Source organism: Billgrantia lactosivorans (genome assembly GCF_003254665.1).
In the GTDB taxonomy this organism is placed as follows: domain Bacteria; phylum Pseudomonadota; class Gammaproteobacteria; order Pseudomonadales; family Halomonadaceae; genus Halomonas; species Halomonas lactosivorans.
Genome location: NZ_QHGY01000011.1, coordinates 46,183 through 62,522 on the forward strand (window position 1 = coordinate 46,183; position 16,340 = coordinate 62,522).

The following is a 16,340-nucleotide window of genomic DNA, read 5'->3' on the forward strand; positions in this document are numbered from 1 at the left end:
GAATTTCCTGTTCCGAGCCGGTGAGGCCCAGCCTCGCCCCGGCTTTTGCCCGGTAGCCGCGAATTTGACGACGAAGTGGCAGGGAGTTAACTTGTTCGCATCACAAAACAAAGTTCGATATACGAACTTGATCGAGAGCACCCGCCAGGAGGACGACCATGGCCGAGTTCCTGAGCCTGCATGACGCGGTGGCACGCTACGTCGAAGACGGCGCCACCGTGGCCATGGAGGGCTTTACCCACCTGATTCCCTTCGCCGCCGGTCACGAGCTGATCCGACAGCGCAAGCGCGACCTGACCCTGATCCGCATGACGCCGGACCTGGTCTACGATCAGATGATCGGCGCCGGCTGCGCCAAAAAAGTGATCTTCTCCTGGGGCGGCAACCCCGGCGTGGGCTCGCTGCACCGCCTGCGCGATGCGGTAGAGAAGGGCTGGCCGCACAAGGTCGAGATCCTCGAGCACAGCCACGCCGCCATGGCCTGTGCCTTCGAGGCCGGTGCCGCCGGGCTGCCGCTGGCCGTGCTGCGCGGCTACGTGGGCAGCGAGCTGCCCAGCGTCAACGACCAGATCAAGTTCATCGAGTGCCCGTTCACCGGCGAGCGCCTGGCCGCGGTGCCGGCGGTGCGCCCGGACGTCTCCATCGTGCATGCGCAGAAGGCCGACCGCGCCGGCAACGTGCTGGTGGAGGGCATCGTCGGCGTGCAGAAGGAAGCGGTGCTGGCGGCCAGGCAGAGCATTGTCACGGTGGAGGAGATCGTCGACGATCTGCGCGCCGAGGCCGACTATCACCCCAACGCCTGCATCATCCCGGGCTGGGCCATCAGCGCCATCGCCGTGGCCGAGAAGGGCTCGCTGCCCTCCTATGCCCACGGCTACTACCCGCGCAACAACGCCTTCTACAAGGAGTGGGACGCCATCGCCCGCGACCGCGACACCTTCACCCGCTGGATCGAAGAGAACGTCATGAACGCAGGGGGGAACGCCTGATGAGTACCGTCGAAAAGTGCCTGGACTACACCTCGGCGGAGATGATGACCGTCACCGCGGCCCGCGCGCTGGAGAACGGCATGACCTGCTTCGTCGGTATCGGCCTGCCCAGCGAGGCGGCCAACCTGGCGCGCCTGACGCATGCGCCGGACGTGGTGCTGATCTACGAATCCGGCACCCTGCAGACCAAGCCCGACGTGCTGCCGCTCTCCATCGGCGACGGCGAGCTGGCCGAGACCGCGCTCACCACCGTCTCGGTGCCGGAGATGTTTCGCTACTGGCTGCAGGGCGGCAAGATCGACGTGGGCTTCCTGGGTACCGCCCAGATCGACCGCTACTGCAACCTCAACACCACCCTGATCGGCGACTACCGCGAGCCCAAGGTGCGCCTGCCGGGAGGCGGCGGTGCGCCGGAAATCGCGACGAACGCCGGTGAGGTGTTCATCACCCTGAAGCACTCCAGGCGCGCCTTCGTCGACCGGGTCGACTTCGTCACCACCCTGGGCTTCGGCCGCGACGGCAAGGGCCGCGACGGCGTGCCCAACATCGGCAAGGGGCCGACCCGGGTCATCACCGACCTGTGCGTGATGAAGCCCGACCCCGAGACCAGGGAGCTGGTAGTGGTCTCGCTGCACCCGGGCGTGAGCCGCGAGGACGTGATCGAGGCCACCGGCTGGGAGATCCGCTTCGCCGACACGCTGGAGAGCACCCCGGAGCCCTCGGCCCGCGAGCTCGAGGTCCTGCGCGAGCTCAAGGCCAGGACCGCCCGCGCTCATAGTGGCCAGTAGGCCGGACAGGAGAGAACGATGACCGACGTATTCCTTTGCCATCCGCGGCGCACCGCCATCGGCCGCTTCGGCGGCACCCTGGCCAGCGTGCGCCCCGACGACTTCGCCGCCACCATCTTCAAGGCGGTGCTGAATGATGCCCCGGACCTTGACCCGGCCGCCATCGAAGAGGTCTTCATGGGCTGCGCCAACCAGGCCGGCGAGGACAACCGCAACGTGGCGCGCATGTCCGCCCTGCTGGCGGGCCTGCCCACCTCGGTGCCCGGCACTACCATGAACCGCCTGTGCGGCTCCGGCATGGATGCGGTGGGCACCGCCTTCCGCGCCATCAAGGCCGGCGAGATGGAGCTGGCCCTGGCCGGCGGCGTGGAGTCGATGTCCCGCGCGCCCTACGTGCTGGGCAAGGCCGACAGCGCCTTCTCCCGCGGCCAGAAGATCGAGGACACCACCATCGGCTGGCGCTTCGTCAATCCGCTGATGAAGAAGGCCTACGGCATCGACTCCATGCCGGAGACCGCCGAGAACGTGGCCGAACAGTTCAACATCTCCCGCGAGGACCAGGACGCCTTTGCCCTGCGCTCCCAGCAGAAGGCCGCCGCCGCGCAGAAGGCGGGTCGCTTCGCCATCGAGATCACGCCCATCGAGATCCCCCGGCGCAAGCAGGAGCCGCTGGTGTTCGACACCGACGAGCACCCGCGCGAGACCACCCTGGAGAAGCTGGCCGGGCTGCCGACGCCGTTCCGCGAGGGCGGCAGCGTCACCGCCGGCAACGCTTCCGGCGTCAACGACGGCGCCGCCGCCATGCTGGTGGCGAGCCGGGCCGCGGTGGAGCAACATGGGCTCAAGCCCATGGCCCGCATCATCGGCATGGCCACGGCCGGCGTCGAGCCGCGCATCATGGGCTACGGCCCGGTGCCGGCGGTACGCAAGCTGCTCGAGCGCACCGGCGTGACCATGGACGAGATCGACATCTTCGAGTTCAACGAGGCCTTCGCCGCCCAGGCACTCGCCTGCACGCGGGACCTGGGGCTCGCCGACGACGACCCACGGGTCAACCCCAACGGCGGCGCCATCGCACTGGGCCACCCGCTGGGCATGTCCGGCGCCCGCCTGCTGCTCACCGCCGCTCACGAGCTGCAGCGCACCGGCAAGCGCTACGCGCTGTGCACCATGTGCGTGGGCGTGGGGCAGGGGATCGCTACCCTGATTGAGCGCACTTAAGCGAGACTGAAAGTATGAACCGGGGCCGGTGGGGATGAACTGCCGGCTTTTCCCGTTGCACTGCAGGGAGAAGGAACATGGCATTTCTGAACGTCGACGGCCGCAGCGTCGCCTATCGCCTGCTCGGCCCCGAGGCGCTGCCGCTGGTGGTGCTGGCGCACCCGCTGGGCATGAGCCAGGCGGTGTGGGACGAGCTGCTGCCGGCGCTGCTGCCACGCTACCGCGTGCTGACCTGGGACCTGCCCGGCCACGGTGCCAGCCAGGCCTGGCCGGCCGAGGGCGGCGAGATCACCCCGGCGGCGCTGGCCCGAGAGGCGCTGGCGCTGGTCGAGCATGCCGGTGCGTCACGCTTCCACTTTGTCGGCACTTCCATCGGCGGTGTGGTCGGTCAGCAACTGATCGCTGAACACGCCGAGCGGCTCTACACCGTCACTCTGACCAATACCGGCGCGGTGATCGGCAACCAGGAGCTGTGGAGCACACGCGCCGAGCGCATTCGTCAGGAAGGCCTGGCGGCCATGGCCGAGGAGATCGTGCCGCGCTGGTTCGCGCCGGCCTGCTTCGAGGCCGCACCGGCGCTCAAGGCCGGCTGGTGCACCCAGATGGGGCGTGGCGACGACGAATCCTACGCCCGCCTGTGCGAGATGCTCGGCCGCACCGATTTCCGCGGCAAGCTGAAAGGGCCGCTCGCCGAGCATCCGGGCATCGGCGTGCACCTGCTCGGCGGCAGCGCCGACGTGGCCACCCCGCCGGAGACCTTGCAGGCCCTGGCCGCCGAGTGTGGCGGGGCGCCGCTGGAGATCCTCGAAGGCATCGCCCACGTGCCCTCGGTGGAGGCGCCCGCCGCCATGGCCAAGCGGCTGCTGCTGTGGATGGCCAGCGAGCGTGAGGACGTCGGCGAGCGCGGCGTAAGCTATGCCGAGGGTCTCGAGACCCGCAAGCAGGTGCTTGGCGAGGAGCACGTCGCCCGCGCCAGCCGGAACGCCAACAGCCTCGACGCCCCCTTCCAGCAGATGATCACCCGGCTGGCCTGGGGCGAGCTGTGGAGCAACGACGACCTCACCCGCCGCGAGCGCAGCCTGATCACCACCGGCATCCTCGCCGCTCTGGGCCGCGAGGAGCTGGTGCTGCACCTCAAGACCGCCAAGCGCATCGGCCTCTCCGAAGCGGAGCTGCGCCAGGTACTGATGCACGTGGCGATCTACGCCGGGGTGCCGGCGGCGAACCATGCGTTTGCGTTGGCCAAGGAGCTGGGCTGGGGTGAGGAGTTGAATTGACTCGGCGTGAGACGCCCTAGACTTTCGTTAGAGTGCTAACAAGACGTGCCGCATGGCATGATCCGAACCGGCCTTTGGCCGGTTTCGGCTTTATGGGCAGGGCATTCGTGACCAGGAGAGCAGGGCATGACCCAGGACACCACCACCCCACCGCCGCCGAGCGAGCTGCGCCAGGCCCTGCTGGCCTACGGCCTGCTGTGGTGCCTGGGGCTCTACCTGCGCCTTACAGTGCTGGTGGTGCCGCCGCTGATTCCCCAGCTCAAGGCGGTGCTGGGCTTTACCAGCAGCGAGGTGGCGATCGCCACCAGCCTGCCGCTGGTCACCCTGGCCTTCGGCGCCCTGCTGGCCGGCTGGCTGCTGGCGCGGGTCGGTACGCTGCCCAGCATGCTGCTGGGGCTCGCCGTCATGGCGCTGGGCAGTGCGCTGCGCAGCCTGCCCGAGGGCTTTATCGCCTTCATGCTGGCCACCGTGCTGATGGGGGTGGGCATCGCCTTCATGCAGACGGCGATGCCGGTACTCGCCAAGCTGTGGGCGCCCGGTCGCATCGGCCGCGCCTCGGCGGTGTACACCAACGGCCTGCTGGTGGGCGAGCTGCTGGCGGCGGGCGCCACTGGCCCCCTGGCCGCGGCCTGGCTCGGCGCCTACTGGCAGTGGGCCTTCACCCTGTGGGTGGCGCCGGTGCCGCTGCTGATGCTGGCGCTGATCGTCGGCTGCCGGCAGCTTCCGGCCATGGCCAACGGCTCACGTAGCGCCAGCCTGACCCTGCCCAACGTGCGCGATGGCCGCACGTGGCGCCTGGTGGCCCTGCTCGGCGCGGCGGCGGCGCTCTACTTCACCGGCAACGTCTTCCTGCCGCCGCTGCTCGAGGCGAGTGCGCGCCTCGACCTGCTGGCGCCCAGTCTCACGGCGCTCAACGGCGCCCAGATGCTCTCCTCGGGGCTGCTGATCTTCTACGCCGACCGGCTGATGGGGCGGCCCCGGCCGCTGATCGGCATCACCGCCCTGGCGCTGCTGGCCCTGCCGCTGATGCTGTGGCTGCCGGGCGGCCACGTGGTGTGGGCGGCGGGCGTGTTCGGCTTCTTCACCAGCGCGCTGTTCATCTTCGTGCTGGCGCTGCCGGCCTGGCTGGTGCGCCTCGAGGCGCTGCCGCGGCTGATGGCCGGCATGCTGTTCTTCGGGTACCTTCTGGTATTCGGCATCACCGTGGTCGGCGGCTGGCTCAACGATCTCTCGGGAACCGTGGCGCTGGCCTTCCTGCCGACCCTGCTGATCAGCCTGGTCGCCATGGGCGTCACCCCGCGGCTGCTCGCTTCACGCCAGTAGGAAGACCCCATGCTCAACGCCCGTATCAAGCTGCGCCATCTGCAGGCCTTCCTCGAGGTGGCCCGCCAGCGCAGCTTCGCCCGGGCCGCCGCGCGACTGGCGATCACCCAGCCGGGTATCTCCAAGACCATTCGCGAGCTGGAAGAGAGCCTCGGCGCGGCGCTGTTCGAACGCACGCCCCAGGGCGTGGCGCTGACCCAGGCGGGCCTGACCCTGCTGCGCCATGCCGGGCCGGCCATGCGCGCGCTGGAAGAGGGCGTGGCGGCGGTCGGCGACGTGCGCCTGGGCGCCCACGACCTGCGCGTGGGAGCGCTCTCCACGGTGGAGAGCCGGCTGCTGCCCGAGGCCATCCGCCGCTGGCACGCCGCGCCCGGCGGGCAGAACGCGGTGGGCGTCAACGTGGTGGTCGGCGCCAGCGCCTTCCTGCTCTCACGCCTGCGCCGCGGCGAGCTCGATCTGGTGGTGGGGCGCATGACCGAGGCCCGCGAGATCCGCGACCTGGCCTTCGAACACCTCTACTACGAGCCGCTGCTGCTGTGCGTGCGCCGCGGCCATCCGCTGGCTGGCATCGCGCCGCTCGACGCCGCCCGGCTGGGCGAATTCCCCTGGGTGCTGCCGCCCCTGCAGACCACCCTGCGCCAGCAGGTCGACAGCTTCTGCGTGCGCCACTCGCTGACGCTGATGAGCCAGCGGCTGGAGACGCTCTCGTTGCCCATCAGCCGCCACTACACCCTGGAGAGCGACGCCATCTGGGTCGTGCCCGAAGAGGCCGTGGCCGAGGACCTGGCGGCGGGGCGGCTGAGTCGCCTCGGCATCGAGCTGGAACCCCGCGGCGGCTCCGTCGGGCTGTGCTACAACGCCAGCATGCAGCCCTCGCTGGCGCTGGAGGCCTTCTGCGAAGTGCTGCGCGAGGTGAGCGCGGAACGTGGCGCCGGGAGCAGCTGAAAGCAGCCGTCATAGCGCAATGCAGCATAACCCAGCGGTTATGTTGGGTGCCCGAGTCGTCAATTGGCGGGCCTTTGGCGAGAGGCCACACTGGGCGAGACAAGACCACTCTCCCCAAGAGACGACACGCCATGCAAGATCACAACAAGCGCTTCGTGGAGCGCGACCGTAACTGGCACCCTCCGGCCTACGCCCCCGGCTACAAGACCAGCGTGCCCCGCTCGCCGCAGCAGGCCCTGGCCAGCATGCAGCAAGCCACCGCTTCCGAACTCACCGGCCCCGACTTCCGCCACCTGCGCATGGGCCCCCACGACAACGACCTGCTGCTCAACTTCCGTGAAGACCCCACACTGGTGGGCGCGGCGGGCCTGCCGGTGGGCGAGCGCATCATCATGTTCGGCCGCGTGATCGACCAGTTCGGCAAGCCGGTGCCGCACACCCTGGTCGAGATGTGGCAGGCCAACGCCGGCGGGCGCTACCGCCACAAGAACGACCGCTACCTCGCCCCGCTCGACCCCGGTTTCGGCGGCGTGGGCCGTACCCTCACCGACGAGCAGGGCTGGTACCGCTTCCGCACCATCAAGCCCGGCCCGTACCCCTGGCCCAACGACCCCAACAGCTGGCGCCCCTCGCACATCCACGTCTCGGTGATGGGCCCCTCGATCTCCACCCGCCTGATCACCCAGATGTACTTCGAGGGCGATCCGCTGATTCCGCTGTGCCCCATCGTCAATACCATCAAGGACCCGGCCGCGGTCGAGACCATGATCGGCCGCCTCGACATGGCGCGCAGCAAGCCCATGGACTGCCTGGCCTACCGCTTCGACCTGGTGGTACGCGGTGAGCTGCAGACCTTTTTCGAAAATCAGTGAGGAGGGAACAGAGATGAAACAGCCAAACAGCGTTCCCACCAGCGAGCTGATGCTGCGTGAGACCGCCTCCCAGACCGCCGGGCCCTACGTGCACATCGGCCTGGCCCTGGCCGCCGCGGGCAACCCGACCCGCGACGAAGAGATCTGGAACGAGATGGCCAAGTCCGGTGCCGAAGGCGAGCTGATCGAAGTCGTCGGCACCGTGATCGATGGCAACGGCGACCTGGTGCGCGACGCCTTCCTCGAGGCCTGGCAGGCCGACGCCAACGGCGTCTACCAGCCCGAGTTCGACCTCAAGAAGCCGTTCAACAGCTTCGGGCGCACCGCCACCACCTTCGACCACGGCAGCGAATGGTCGCTCAAGACCGTCAAGCCCGGCCCGGTGGCCCACCCCAGCGGCCAGCTCATGGCGCCGCACATCAACCTGGCGATCTTCGCCCGCGGCATCAACATCCAGCTGCAGACCCGCCTCTACTTCGAGGACGAAGCCGAGGCCAACGCCGCCTGCCCGGTGCTCTCCCGCATCGAGTCGCCGACCCGCCGTCAGACCCTCATCGCCAAGCGCGAAGAGGCCGACGGCAAGGTACGCTACCGCCTCGACATCAGGCTGCAGGGCGAAGGCGAGACCGTGTTCTTCGATTTCTGATCCGCAGCGAATCTGCCCGACGAGGGCCGCAAGACCCCGAGAGCCGGCGCACGTGCCGGCTCCCAGAAAACCCCCACGGCTGGCGATACCCGAGCCGATGAAGATGATGCGTCCACCGTCCGAATTCCTGCAGAGCCGGCCGTCGGGATTGAGCATCACCTCGACGGTCGCGGGGTCTTCGAGCAGGCGGCGATCACGGTACCGAGCGCCGTGACATAAGGTGCTCAACCTCAGTCATATGTTCCGTTCCCCAGGCGCAGAGTGGCTTCAAGGCTTCGGCGAGGGTCTGGCCGAACGCAGTGAGGGAATATTCGACTTTCGGCGGAATTTCCTTGAAGTCGAGCCGGTCGACGATTCCATCAGCCTCCAATTCCTTGAGTTGCTGAATGAGCATCTTGTCACTGACATTGCCGATGGCGCGCCTCAGGTCGCCATAACGCCGCGCTTGGTGGGCGAGGTGGAACAGGATCAAAGGTTTCCACTTGCCCCCGATGACAGCCAACGCAGCGTCCAGCCCGCAGATAAAACCAGATGTTGTCATTTCGCATGCTCCAGATAGTACTTACCAAAAGGTGCATACTTTAAGAAAGGAAAGCAAGCCTCTACTCTCTATCTCGAAGCGGATTCCATTTTTCCAGGAGATCGAGATGGGCAGGCTTGAAGGTAAAATCGCCGTCATAACCGGCGGCAACAGCGGCATCGGTCTGGCGACGGCCAAACGGTTCGTGGCAGAAGGTGCCGAGGTTTTCATTACCGGCCGTCGTCAGGAGGAGCTGGACAGGGCGGTGGAGACGATCGGCTCCGGAGTGACCGCGGTGCAGGGCGACGTTTCGCGACTGGACGATCTTGATCGGTTGTTCGCGACGGTGCGTGCGAAGAGCGGACGAATAGACATTCTTTTCGCCAATGCCGGGCTTGGAACGCTAGCTCCGCTTGGCACCATCGACGAGGCGTCGTTCGATTTGACCTTCGACGTCAACGTCAAGGGAACGCTGTTCACGGTGCAAAAGGCTCTGCCGCTTATGCAGGCCGGTGGATCCATCATCCTCACCGGTTCGACCACCGGCTCGACGGGAACGCCTGCGTTCAGTGTCTACAGCGCGACCAAGGCTGCCATCCGCAATTTTGCCCGCAGCTGGGCGCTGGACCTGAAAGGGACAGGCATCCGCGTAAACGTACTCTCTCCCGGCGCCACCGAGACACCCGGCCTCAAGGGCTTGGCAAATGCCGGCGAGGAAGATGCGTTGCTGGAGGGCTTTGCCTCGCAGATACCACTCGGTCGTATCGGACACCCCGAGGAGACGGCGGCGGTGGCGCTCTTTCTTGCCTCGGACGAAAGCAGCTTCATGACCGGTAGCGAGGTCTTCGCTGACGGCGGGGCCGCACAAATCTGATGGCCGTACAAACCAGATCCTGAGCTTTATTGCTTGGGCGATGGAAGGACAGAACATGAAGGCTGCATATTATGATGTTCCAGGCGGACCGGAGGTCCTGAGCTACACAGAAGTCGAGGCTCCGGTTTGTCCCGAGGATGGAGTACTCCTCCGGGTGGAGGCAATCTCGATCGAGGGGGGCGATCTCATCAATCGGGCGACGGCGGCGCCTCAGGCAGCAAGCCACGTTCCTGGCTATGCAGCCTCGGGCGAGATCGTCGAGGTTGGCGCGAAGGTTCGCGGCCGCTTCATCGGGCAAAAGGTGACGTCATTCGACATGGGCGGGTCCCATGCCGAATTGCGCGCCGTGAAGGCCACGCGAACATGGATCGTGCCGGACGGGTTGCAGATGGCGGCTGCGGCCGCCCTGCCCATTTCGTTTGGAACCGCCCATCACAGCCTGTTTGCGCGCGGAAACCTGGTCGACGGCGAGACCCTGCTCGTGCAGGGCGGAGCGGGCAGCGTCGGGGTCGCGGCGATCCAACTGGCACATCGCGCCGGTTCGAAGGTATTGGCAACCGTCTCGGGCGCGGATCGCGCTGCGCGACTGCTGGCTTATGGGCTGGACGCAGCGATCGACCACCGCTCAGAGGATGTGACCGCGGCCGTCATGCGGCTGACCGACGGCCGCGGCGTGGATCTGGTCGTCGATCCCGTCGGGTCCACGCTCGCGGGATCGCTTGCCGCACTCCGGCCCGAGGGCCGTCTGGTCTTTGTCGGCAATGCAGGGCGCGCGTCGCTGGACCTGGACCTCTGGCCTGCCTTGCAGGCCAACCAGACGCTTCTGGGTGTGTTCATGGGCAGCCAGCTCGAAAAACCCGAAGTCCACAGAACGGTCGACGACATGTTGCGCCTGGCCGCCACCGGTGAGCTGGAGGTTCCCATCGATCGACGGTTTTCGCTTTGCGAAGTCGCGGCGGCACATGCCTATGCCGAGGAAAATTCCATTCTGGGCCGGGTCGTCCTTGTCCCTTGACTTGCAAGACCCGGGACCGCCGCGAAGGCATGTGCCCGTTCCACGGCGCCTCCCACCATCGCCGAAGCATTCGTAGCGATGGAGAGCTAGGACGTCCTCGGTGAGATCGCCGAACGGCCGCCAGCATCGAGTGATCTTGCCCCTCAATCCGCTACACTTCTTGCAGTGTCGTTAGCTAGCGAGTGGATTGCGCCGTCATGAGCCAACACGCCGAGAAAGCCTCAGTGCCGCTGGAAAATGTGCGTCGCTATCTGGAGCCGGGGCCCATCGTGCTGGTCTCATCTGCTTGGGAAGGGCAGCGGAACATCATGACCATGGGCTGGCACACGGTGATGGCATTCTCTCCGTCGCTGGTGGGCTGCATCATCTCGGCCGGCAACCACAGTTTCGAGATGATCCGCCGTAGCCGCGAGTGTGTCATCAACCTGCCGACGACTGCCCTGACCGATCAGGTGGTGGGCATCGGTAATAGCAGCGGAGCCGAGGTCGACAAGTTCGAGCATTTCGGGCTGACCGCGCAGTCGGCGGAGCGGGTAGGCGCCCCGCTGATTGCTGAATGCCATGCGCACTTCGAATGCCGGCTGTTCGACGACGCTTTGGTGGAGCGTTACAACTTCTTCATCTGGGAAGTCGTGTCGGCCCGTGCATCGGTATCGCCCGACTACCCCGAGACGCTCCACTACACCGGCGATGGCGTCTTCATGGTAGCCGGCGCGATCATCGACCGCCGCGAGCAGTTCTTGCCACAGATGCTGTAGCTCTTGTCGATGATTGCCTGGGCACCTGCTTCGACAGCGGCCACTCGGGCCTCGATGCCTTCTGGCGGCGTTACGCAAAAAAGGAAAACGGGTAAAGCGATGAAGAAAGGACTTCTATTTATCATGCTTTGCATACTGGCTGGCTGTACAAGCCGAGGGGCTTATGAGGGCATTCAAGCGAGCAACCGTTATGAATGCTCCAAGCTTCCGCACTCTCAATACGACGAATGCATGGAGGATGCCAGCAAGACGTATAGCGAATATGAACAGGAGCGAGAGGAGGCAATGAATCAGTAAATCTTGCCTTGGAACGCCGCAATGATGCTCTCGCAGAACCAGCGCCACTTCCTCTACCCGGACGAGATGCGCATACCCCAGGACGTCGACCTGGCCAGGCAGGAGTGCAGGGAGATGCTGACGGTGCTTGAACGCCACATGCAGGAGAACGAGTACGTCGTCGTTGATCGACTCAGCGTCGCCGACTTCAGCGCCGCCTATGTCATGACCGTGCTGCACGACATGGCGGTGCAGGCCAAGGCCGGCTTCAGCCGCGACATGCTGGTGGTCATCACAGAGCACGCGCTTTCCACCTGGCCGGGTAGCGGCTCCCAGACGGCCGACTAGCTTCCTGGACTGCTGCAGCGAATCTGCCCGAAGAGGGCCGCAAGACACCGAGAGCCAGCCTATGCGCCGGCTCTCGGTTTTTTGGCTATTGGCATGACGCAGGTCATGCGACTAAAGGCGAATGAATTAGACTAAAGTCTAGGCGTCGGGTATTCTGTTAGCATCCTCATGAAGTAACCGAGATACCCAGCCATGACCACCCAGACGCTTCCCCATACCGCAGTCGCCACCCGAACCAGCGCTCCCCTGAGCAAGCGCATCGGCTCCGCCGCGTACCGCCTGCTCGAGCGGATGAGCGAAGCTGCCTACCGCCAGCATGCGCCCCGCCTGCGCAACAACTACTACCTCTAACGGCCGAGGCCGTGCCTGGCCTAGTCGGCCCGGCAACCTGATACGACGAGAAGAGCCAGCGAATGCGCTGGCTCTTCTCGTTATGGTGTGTCGATAGCGCGCGCCCCCGTCCGATGAGTTCCAGACATGCGAAACGGTAAATGCCTGCCAATCGATGGAGCCTGAAAATGATGAAACTCTACGGAACGCCGCCGACCCGCGCCCTGCGCGCCGTCTGGTTACTCAACGAGCTGGGCCTGGAATATGAGCTAGTCCCGGTGGACCTGATGCAAGGGGAGCACCTCCAGCCGGATTTCCTCGCGCTCAACCCCGCCGCCAAGGTCCCGGTGCTGGTCGATGGAAACCACGTCATCACCGAGTCGGCCGCGATCCAGCTCTACTTGGCCGAAAAATATCCACAGGCGGGCTTCATACCCAGTGCTGTGGAAGGACGCGCCCAGATGCATCGCTGGAATTTCTTCATGGTGACCGAGATCGAACAGCCGCTGTGGCGCATCGCTCGTCACACCTTCCTCTACCCGGACGAGAAGCGCCTGCCCCAGGACGTCGACCAGGCCAGGCAGGAGTGCAGGGAGATGCTGGCGGTGCTGGAGCGGCACATGCAGGAGCGCGAGTACATGGTCGGCGATCGGCTCAGCGTCGCCGACTTCAACGCCGCCTATACGCTGGACTGGGCGAACGAAGAGAACCTGCTCGACGCCGCCCCGCGGCTGAGGGAGTACCTGAAGGCGATGTACGCCCGACCCACGGCACCGCCCACCATCGCCGAAGCGTTCGCGGCGATGGAGAGCTAGGCCATCCTTCGAGATCAGTGGGCGTTGCCAGCATCGAGAGCCAGCCGTTGCGCTGGCTCTCGGCTTTTTTGGCATTGCGTTGACATAGGTCGCTGGTGTGGGGCTGGGCGAGCGTCTAGTCTGGTTGTATGTGTTCATTTGTAAGCAATGGTAGCGGTTGCTCTGGGCTGAATAAAAGCTAATGTCAGCTAACGACCCAAAGCCGACATGCCGGCAAATGCAGCAGGCACGTTCATTGGGATATGTGGCATGCACGACGTTTCGGACTATACTGCCAAGATATACTTAATTTATAGGGTTTTCAATAAGATAAGAGGTTGGCGAGCGCGCGGCATAATATTATTGAACGCGCGTGCGCGTTCAAGTTGAATATGACGCGCGCGGTCTAATCCTGTTAAGTTGAAAGGGAGTATTCAGAGTTATGGTCACACTTTACAGCTCGTCTGGTCAGGCCGTGGCCTATGTGGACGATGATGGTCAATCGATCTATTTATATAACGGCAGGCCGGTTGGCTGGTTGTCAGAAGAGTCCGTGTTCGCATACAGCGGTCGTTACTTGGGGTGGGTTGATAATGGTTGGTTTTATGACCGAAACGGCCGGCCAGCATTTTTCACTGAGAACTCTACCGGTGGTCCAGCTCGTCCCGCCCGGGCTGCCCGACCAGCCAGAGGTGCGCGTGGTGCAAGACCTGCAAGAGGAGCTAGAGAAGCACGGCCGGCAAAGCCCGCGCGTTCTCTGTCATGGTCCGAGTTATCCGGTAATGCGTTCTTCGAGCAGTGAATGACTTAACCAGGCCATACACCGGATGCCAAAACCTCCGCTGCGCTCCGGTTTTGTCACCGGTGATGGCTGGCGTTAGCGATCATCAGGGATTTGGCAGATGAATGATACTGAAGATTACGACAATGAAGGCTATCAAAAGTCCTTGGAGCGGCTGGTCTTGATGTCGGAGAAGGAGTATTACACTCATCTTATCGACATAAATCGCCACCAAGTGACCGTCGCTAGAAACCTGCTTTGGCTCTCAGTGATACTTGTTGGCTTTGATGTTGCTCTCATAGAATGGACGTATCGAAAAGTTGAATCTTTCCCTGATGTTATCCCACTACTCACGGGCTGCTACATAGCCTTCGTTCTTTCAATTGTTAGCGGAGTTCTAGCATTTACCTTATCAGTCTATTCGATACCTGCATTTGGGGGGTACCAACCCCTATATGATAAGAGTTGGGCTGAATATGCTCAGCGAGCACACAAGAATCTGTCAGACTGTCACGATTCCGTATATGAGGCGACTTTAACTGAATTGCTAACACGTGCGGACGAGGCGTGTATAGTGGGTAACGAGACGAACGGGAAACGTGGGCTTTTGCTCCGGTGCGCATCCATAGGTACGATGACGTCGTCAGTTCTACTTGGGCTAGGCTTTATTGTGTTCTCATTTAACTACTATTTATAGGTGATGATATGAATGATAGAAAGAAAAACATCCCGGAACCACCGAAACCAATTGAAGCCGAAAGAAAGCGTATAATCACGAACCAAAAAGACAAGCCTCCGAAGAAGAGTCGCTAACAAGGCTAGGCACGGCGACAGCTTTTTCGTTGCGGCTGCGCCTTCACTACAAAGCCGAGCGTTCTGGCGGCGTTACATGAGGACTCCCCGAAAGACCGTTTCTGGCCGACTCCTGCCTTCCAATACGAGTCGGCAGCCTAGCCGCGTACTCCATGCTGCCTCCTGCGCAACACACGACTAAAGTCCCAGCCCGATACGTGAAAAGTCCAAGTAATCCCGCTGATTTTGCCTTATGCGGCGGTTGGCTTCGGCGAAAATGAGAACAGCCGACGCCAACAACAACGCCAAGGAGAGACCCATGACGACCCTCGAACTGCTGATCGACGGCCGGGCCAAGGCTGCGTCCCAGGGGCGCACCTTCGAACGCGCCAACCCCTTTACGGGCCAGGCCACCACCACGGCGGCGGCCGCTTCGGTGGAGGATGCCAAGGCGGCGGCGGATGCCGCGGGCCGGGCCTTCGCGACCTGGTCGCAAACGGGCCCCGGCGAGCGGCGCGGCAAGCTGCTCAAGGCGGCGGAGCTGATGGAGGCGCGCCAGGCCGAGTTCATCGAGCGCATGGTGAGCGAGACCGGCGCCACGCCGGGCTGGGCCGGCTTCAACGTGATGGTGGCCGCCGGCATGCTGCGCGAGGCGGCATCGCTGACCACCCAGATCCAGGGCGACGTGATTCCCTCCAACGTGCCCGACAATCTGGCCATGGGCGTACGGGTGCCCTGCGGCGTGGTGGTCGGCATCGCGCCGTGGAACGCGCCAATCATCCTCGGCACCCGGGCCGTGGCCACGCCGCTGGCGTGTGGCAATACGGTGATCCTCAAGGCCTCGGAGCAGTGCCCGGCGACCCACCATCTGATCGGTCAGGTGCTGGTGGAGGCCGGGTTCGGTGACGGCGTGGTCAACGTGATCACCAATGCGCCGGCCGACGCTCCGCAGATGGTGGAAGCGCTGATCGCCCATCCCGACGTGGCGCGCATCAACTTCACCGGCTCCACCGGGGTGGGGCGGATCATCGCCGAGAAGGCGGCCCGTCACCTCAAGCCGGTGCTGCTGGAGCTAGGCGGCAAAGCGCCGTTCCTGGTGCTGGACGATGCCGACCTGGATGCCGCGGTGGACGCGGCGATCTTCGGCGCCTTCTTCAACCAGGGGCAGATCTGCATGTCCACCGAACGACTGATCGTCGATGCCTCGGTGGCCGACGCCTTCGTCGACAAGCTGGCCGCGCGTGCCGCGGCGCTCAAAGCGGGCGACCCGCGCGGCGAGGGCAACGCCCTGGGCACCCTGATCAATGCCGAGTCGGGGCAGAAGCTCAATGCGCTACTCGACGATGCCGAGAGCCACGGCGCGCGCCTGGCCGCCGGCGGCCGGGCCGATGGGGTGATCATGCCGGCCACGGTGGTGGATGGCGTGACGCCACAGATGCGGCTCTACAGCGAGGAGTCCTTCGGGCCGGTGGTGGCGGTGATCCGGGTCGAGGGCGAGGAGGAGGCCATCCGCATCGCCAACGACAGCGAGTACGGCCTCTCGGCGGCGGTGTTCAGTCGCGATACGGCGCGGGCGATCAAGGTCGCCGGGCGCATCCAGTCGGGGATCTGCCATATCAATGCGCCGACGGTGCACGACGAGCCGCAGATGCCCTTCGGCGGCGTCAAGGCCAGCGGCTACGGGCGCTTCGGCGGCAAGGCGGGTATCGAGGAGTTCACCGAGCTGCGCTGGATCACGGTGCAGCTGGGGCCGCGGCACTACCCCATCTAGGCCCATTTAGCCGATCTGGC

At 64.7% G+C, this 16,340-nt stretch carries 17 protein-coding genes; 16 read left to right on the forward strand and 1 reads right to left on the reverse strand.

The genetic code is table 11. The features are described 5' to 3' along the window. Positions 1-158: 158 nt before the first annotated feature. The 8 genes from DIS04_RS17035 (at position 159) to pcaG (ending at position 8,061) form a co-directional block, all read left to right on the forward strand. Positions 159-989 (forward strand): CoA transferase subunit A, encoded by an 831-nt coding sequence (locus DIS04_RS17035; RefSeq protein WP_111414984.1) that lies wholly within the window; start codon positions 159-161, stop codon positions 987-989. Then, on the forward strand, positions 989-1,777 hold the full coding sequence (locus DIS04_RS17040) for a CoA-transferase subunit beta (RefSeq protein WP_111414985.1): 789 nt from the start codon (positions 989-991) through the stop codon (positions 1,775-1,777). Before DIS04_RS17035 ends, DIS04_RS17040 begins: the two co-directional genes overlap by 1 nt. 18 nt (positions 1,778-1,795) lie before the next feature. Beyond that, the gene (pcaF, locus tag DIS04_RS17045; protein ID WP_111414986.1) at positions 1,796-2,998 is read left to right on the forward strand and encodes a 3-oxoadipyl-CoA thiolase; all 1,203 of its coding nucleotides are present in this window, start codon (positions 1,796-1,798) and stop codon (positions 2,996-2,998) included. Between the two features lie 77 nt (positions 2,999-3,075). After that, a complete protein-coding gene (locus DIS04_RS17050) occupies positions 3,076-4,275 on the forward strand; it encodes an alpha/beta fold hydrolase (protein WP_111414987.1) in 1,200 nt (399 codons plus the stop codon). A 126-nt stretch (positions 4,276-4,401) separates the two neighbouring features. Next, positions 4,402-5,598: an MFS transporter gene (locus DIS04_RS17055; RefSeq protein WP_111414988.1), complete on the forward strand. Its 1,197-nt coding sequence runs from the start codon at positions 4,402-4,404 to the stop codon at positions 5,596-5,598. 9 nt (positions 5,599-5,607) lie between these two features. Next, a complete protein-coding gene (gene pcaQ, locus DIS04_RS17060; RefSeq protein WP_111414989.1) occupies positions 5,608-6,543 on the forward strand; it encodes a pca operon transcription factor PcaQ in 936 nt (311 codons plus the stop codon). Positions 6,544-6,674: 131 nt separating this feature from the next. Next, the gene (gene pcaH / locus DIS04_RS17065; protein WP_111414990.1) at positions 6,675-7,415 is read left to right on the forward strand and encodes a protocatechuate 3,4-dioxygenase subunit beta; all 741 of its coding nucleotides are present in this window, start codon (positions 6,675-6,677) and stop codon (positions 7,413-7,415) included. A 13-nt stretch (positions 7,416-7,428) separates the two neighbouring features. Further along, entirely contained in the window at positions 7,429-8,061 is a 633-nt protein-coding gene (pcaG, locus tag DIS04_RS17070; protein WP_111414991.1) for a protocatechuate 3,4-dioxygenase subunit alpha, read from the forward strand. Positions 8,062-8,254: 193 nt separating this feature from the next. Here pcaG and DIS04_RS17075 read toward each other — a convergent pair whose 3' ends face one another. After that, entirely contained in the window at positions 8,255-8,602 is a 348-nt protein-coding gene (locus DIS04_RS17075) for a winged helix-turn-helix transcriptional regulator (RefSeq protein ID WP_111414992.1), read from the reverse strand. A gap of 106 nt (positions 8,603-8,708) precedes the next feature. Between DIS04_RS17075 and DIS04_RS17080 the strand changes: the two genes are divergently transcribed. From DIS04_RS17080 to DIS04_RS17110, 8 genes are all read left to right on the forward strand, one after another. Next, complete coding sequence (locus tag DIS04_RS17080; RefSeq protein ID WP_111414993.1) at positions 8,709-9,455, forward strand: SDR family NAD(P)-dependent oxidoreductase; 747 nt, start codon at positions 8,709-8,711, stop codon at positions 9,453-9,455. A 55-nt stretch (positions 9,456-9,510) separates the two neighbouring features. Continuing rightward, a complete protein-coding gene (locus DIS04_RS17085) occupies positions 9,511-10,470 on the forward strand; it encodes a quinone oxidoreductase family protein (protein ID WP_111414994.1) in 960 nt (319 codons plus the stop codon). Positions 10,471-10,667: 197 nt separating this feature from the next. Beyond that, complete coding sequence (locus DIS04_RS17090; protein ID WP_111414995.1) at positions 10,668-11,228, forward strand: flavin reductase family protein; 561 nt, start codon at positions 10,668-10,670, stop codon at positions 11,226-11,228. A 318-nt stretch (positions 11,229-11,546) separates the two neighbouring features. Next, entirely contained in the window at positions 11,547-11,852 is a 306-nt protein-coding gene (locus tag DIS04_RS20565; protein ID WP_245904591.1) for a glutathione binding-like protein, read from the forward strand. A gap of 192 nt (positions 11,853-12,044) precedes the next feature. Next, on the forward strand, positions 12,045-12,203 hold the full coding sequence (locus tag DIS04_RS20570; protein WP_179951296.1) for a hypothetical protein: 159 nt from the start codon (positions 12,045-12,047) through the stop codon (positions 12,201-12,203). A gap of 167 nt (positions 12,204-12,370) precedes the next feature. Continuing rightward, positions 12,371-12,997, forward strand: a complete 627-nt coding sequence (locus tag DIS04_RS17105; protein ID WP_111414997.1) for a glutathione S-transferase family protein — start codon at positions 12,371-12,373, stop codon at positions 12,995-12,997. Between the two features lie 421 nt (positions 12,998-13,418). Then, the gene (locus tag DIS04_RS20975) at positions 13,419-13,778 is read left to right on the forward strand and encodes a 4-fold beta flower protein (RefSeq protein WP_422668154.1); all 360 of its coding nucleotides are present in this window, start codon (positions 13,419-13,421) and stop codon (positions 13,776-13,778) included. Between the two features lie 1,090 nt (positions 13,779-14,868). After that, positions 14,869-16,320, forward strand: coding sequence for an aldehyde dehydrogenase (locus tag DIS04_RS17110; RefSeq protein WP_111414998.1), 1,452 nt, complete (start codon positions 14,869-14,871; stop codon positions 16,318-16,320). Positions 16,321-16,340: the final 20 nt, after the last annotated feature.

What these genes read in the sequence shown, in the direction of transcription:
- DIS04_RS17035 (WP_111414984.1), top strand. Translation starts at nt 159, where the DNA reads ATGGCCGAGTTCCTGAGCCTGCATGACGCGGTGGCACGCTACGTCGAA.
- DIS04_RS17040 (WP_111414985.1), top strand. Translation starts at nt 989, where the DNA reads ATGAGTACCGTCGAAAAGTGCCTGGACTACACCTCGGCGGAGATGATG.
- pcaF (WP_111414986.1), top strand. Translation starts at nt 1,796, where the DNA reads ATGACCGACGTATTCCTTTGCCATCCGCGGCGCACCGCCATCGGCCGC.
- DIS04_RS17050 (WP_111414987.1), top strand. Translation starts at nt 3,076, where the DNA reads ATGGCATTTCTGAACGTCGACGGCCGCAGCGTCGCCTATCGCCTGCTC.
- DIS04_RS17055 (WP_111414988.1), top strand. Translation starts at nt 4,402, where the DNA reads ATGACCCAGGACACCACCACCCCACCGCCGCCGAGCGAGCTGCGCCAG.
- pcaQ (WP_111414989.1), top strand. Translation starts at nt 5,608, where the DNA reads ATGCTCAACGCCCGTATCAAGCTGCGCCATCTGCAGGCCTTCCTCGAG.
- pcaH (WP_111414990.1), top strand. Translation starts at nt 6,675, where the DNA reads ATGCAAGATCACAACAAGCGCTTCGTGGAGCGCGACCGTAACTGGCAC.
- pcaG (WP_111414991.1), top strand. Translation starts at nt 7,429, where the DNA reads ATGAAACAGCCAAACAGCGTTCCCACCAGCGAGCTGATGCTGCGTGAG.
- DIS04_RS17075 (WP_111414992.1), bottom strand. Translation starts at nt 8,602, where the DNA reads ATGACAACATCTGGTTTTATCTGCGGGCTGGACGCTGCGTTGGCTGTC.
- DIS04_RS17080 (WP_111414993.1), top strand. Translation starts at nt 8,709, where the DNA reads ATGGGCAGGCTTGAAGGTAAAATCGCCGTCATAACCGGCGGCAACAGC.
- DIS04_RS17085 (WP_111414994.1), top strand. Translation starts at nt 9,511, where the DNA reads ATGAAGGCTGCATATTATGATGTTCCAGGCGGACCGGAGGTCCTGAGC.
- DIS04_RS17090 (WP_111414995.1), top strand. Translation starts at nt 10,668, where the DNA reads ATGAGCCAACACGCCGAGAAAGCCTCAGTGCCGCTGGAAAATGTGCGT.
- DIS04_RS20565 (WP_245904591.1), top strand. Translation starts at nt 11,547, where the DNA reads ATGATGCTCTCGCAGAACCAGCGCCACTTCCTCTACCCGGACGAGATG.
- DIS04_RS20570 (WP_179951296.1), top strand. Translation starts at nt 12,045, where the DNA reads ATGACCACCCAGACGCTTCCCCATACCGCAGTCGCCACCCGAACCAGC.
- DIS04_RS17105 (WP_111414997.1), top strand. Translation starts at nt 12,371, where the DNA reads ATGATGAAACTCTACGGAACGCCGCCGACCCGCGCCCTGCGCGCCGTC.
- DIS04_RS20975 (WP_422668154.1), top strand. Translation starts at nt 13,419, where the DNA reads ATGGTCACACTTTACAGCTCGTCTGGTCAGGCCGTGGCCTATGTGGAC.
- DIS04_RS17110 (WP_111414998.1), top strand. Translation starts at nt 14,869, where the DNA reads ATGACGACCCTCGAACTGCTGATCGACGGCCGGGCCAAGGCTGCGTCC.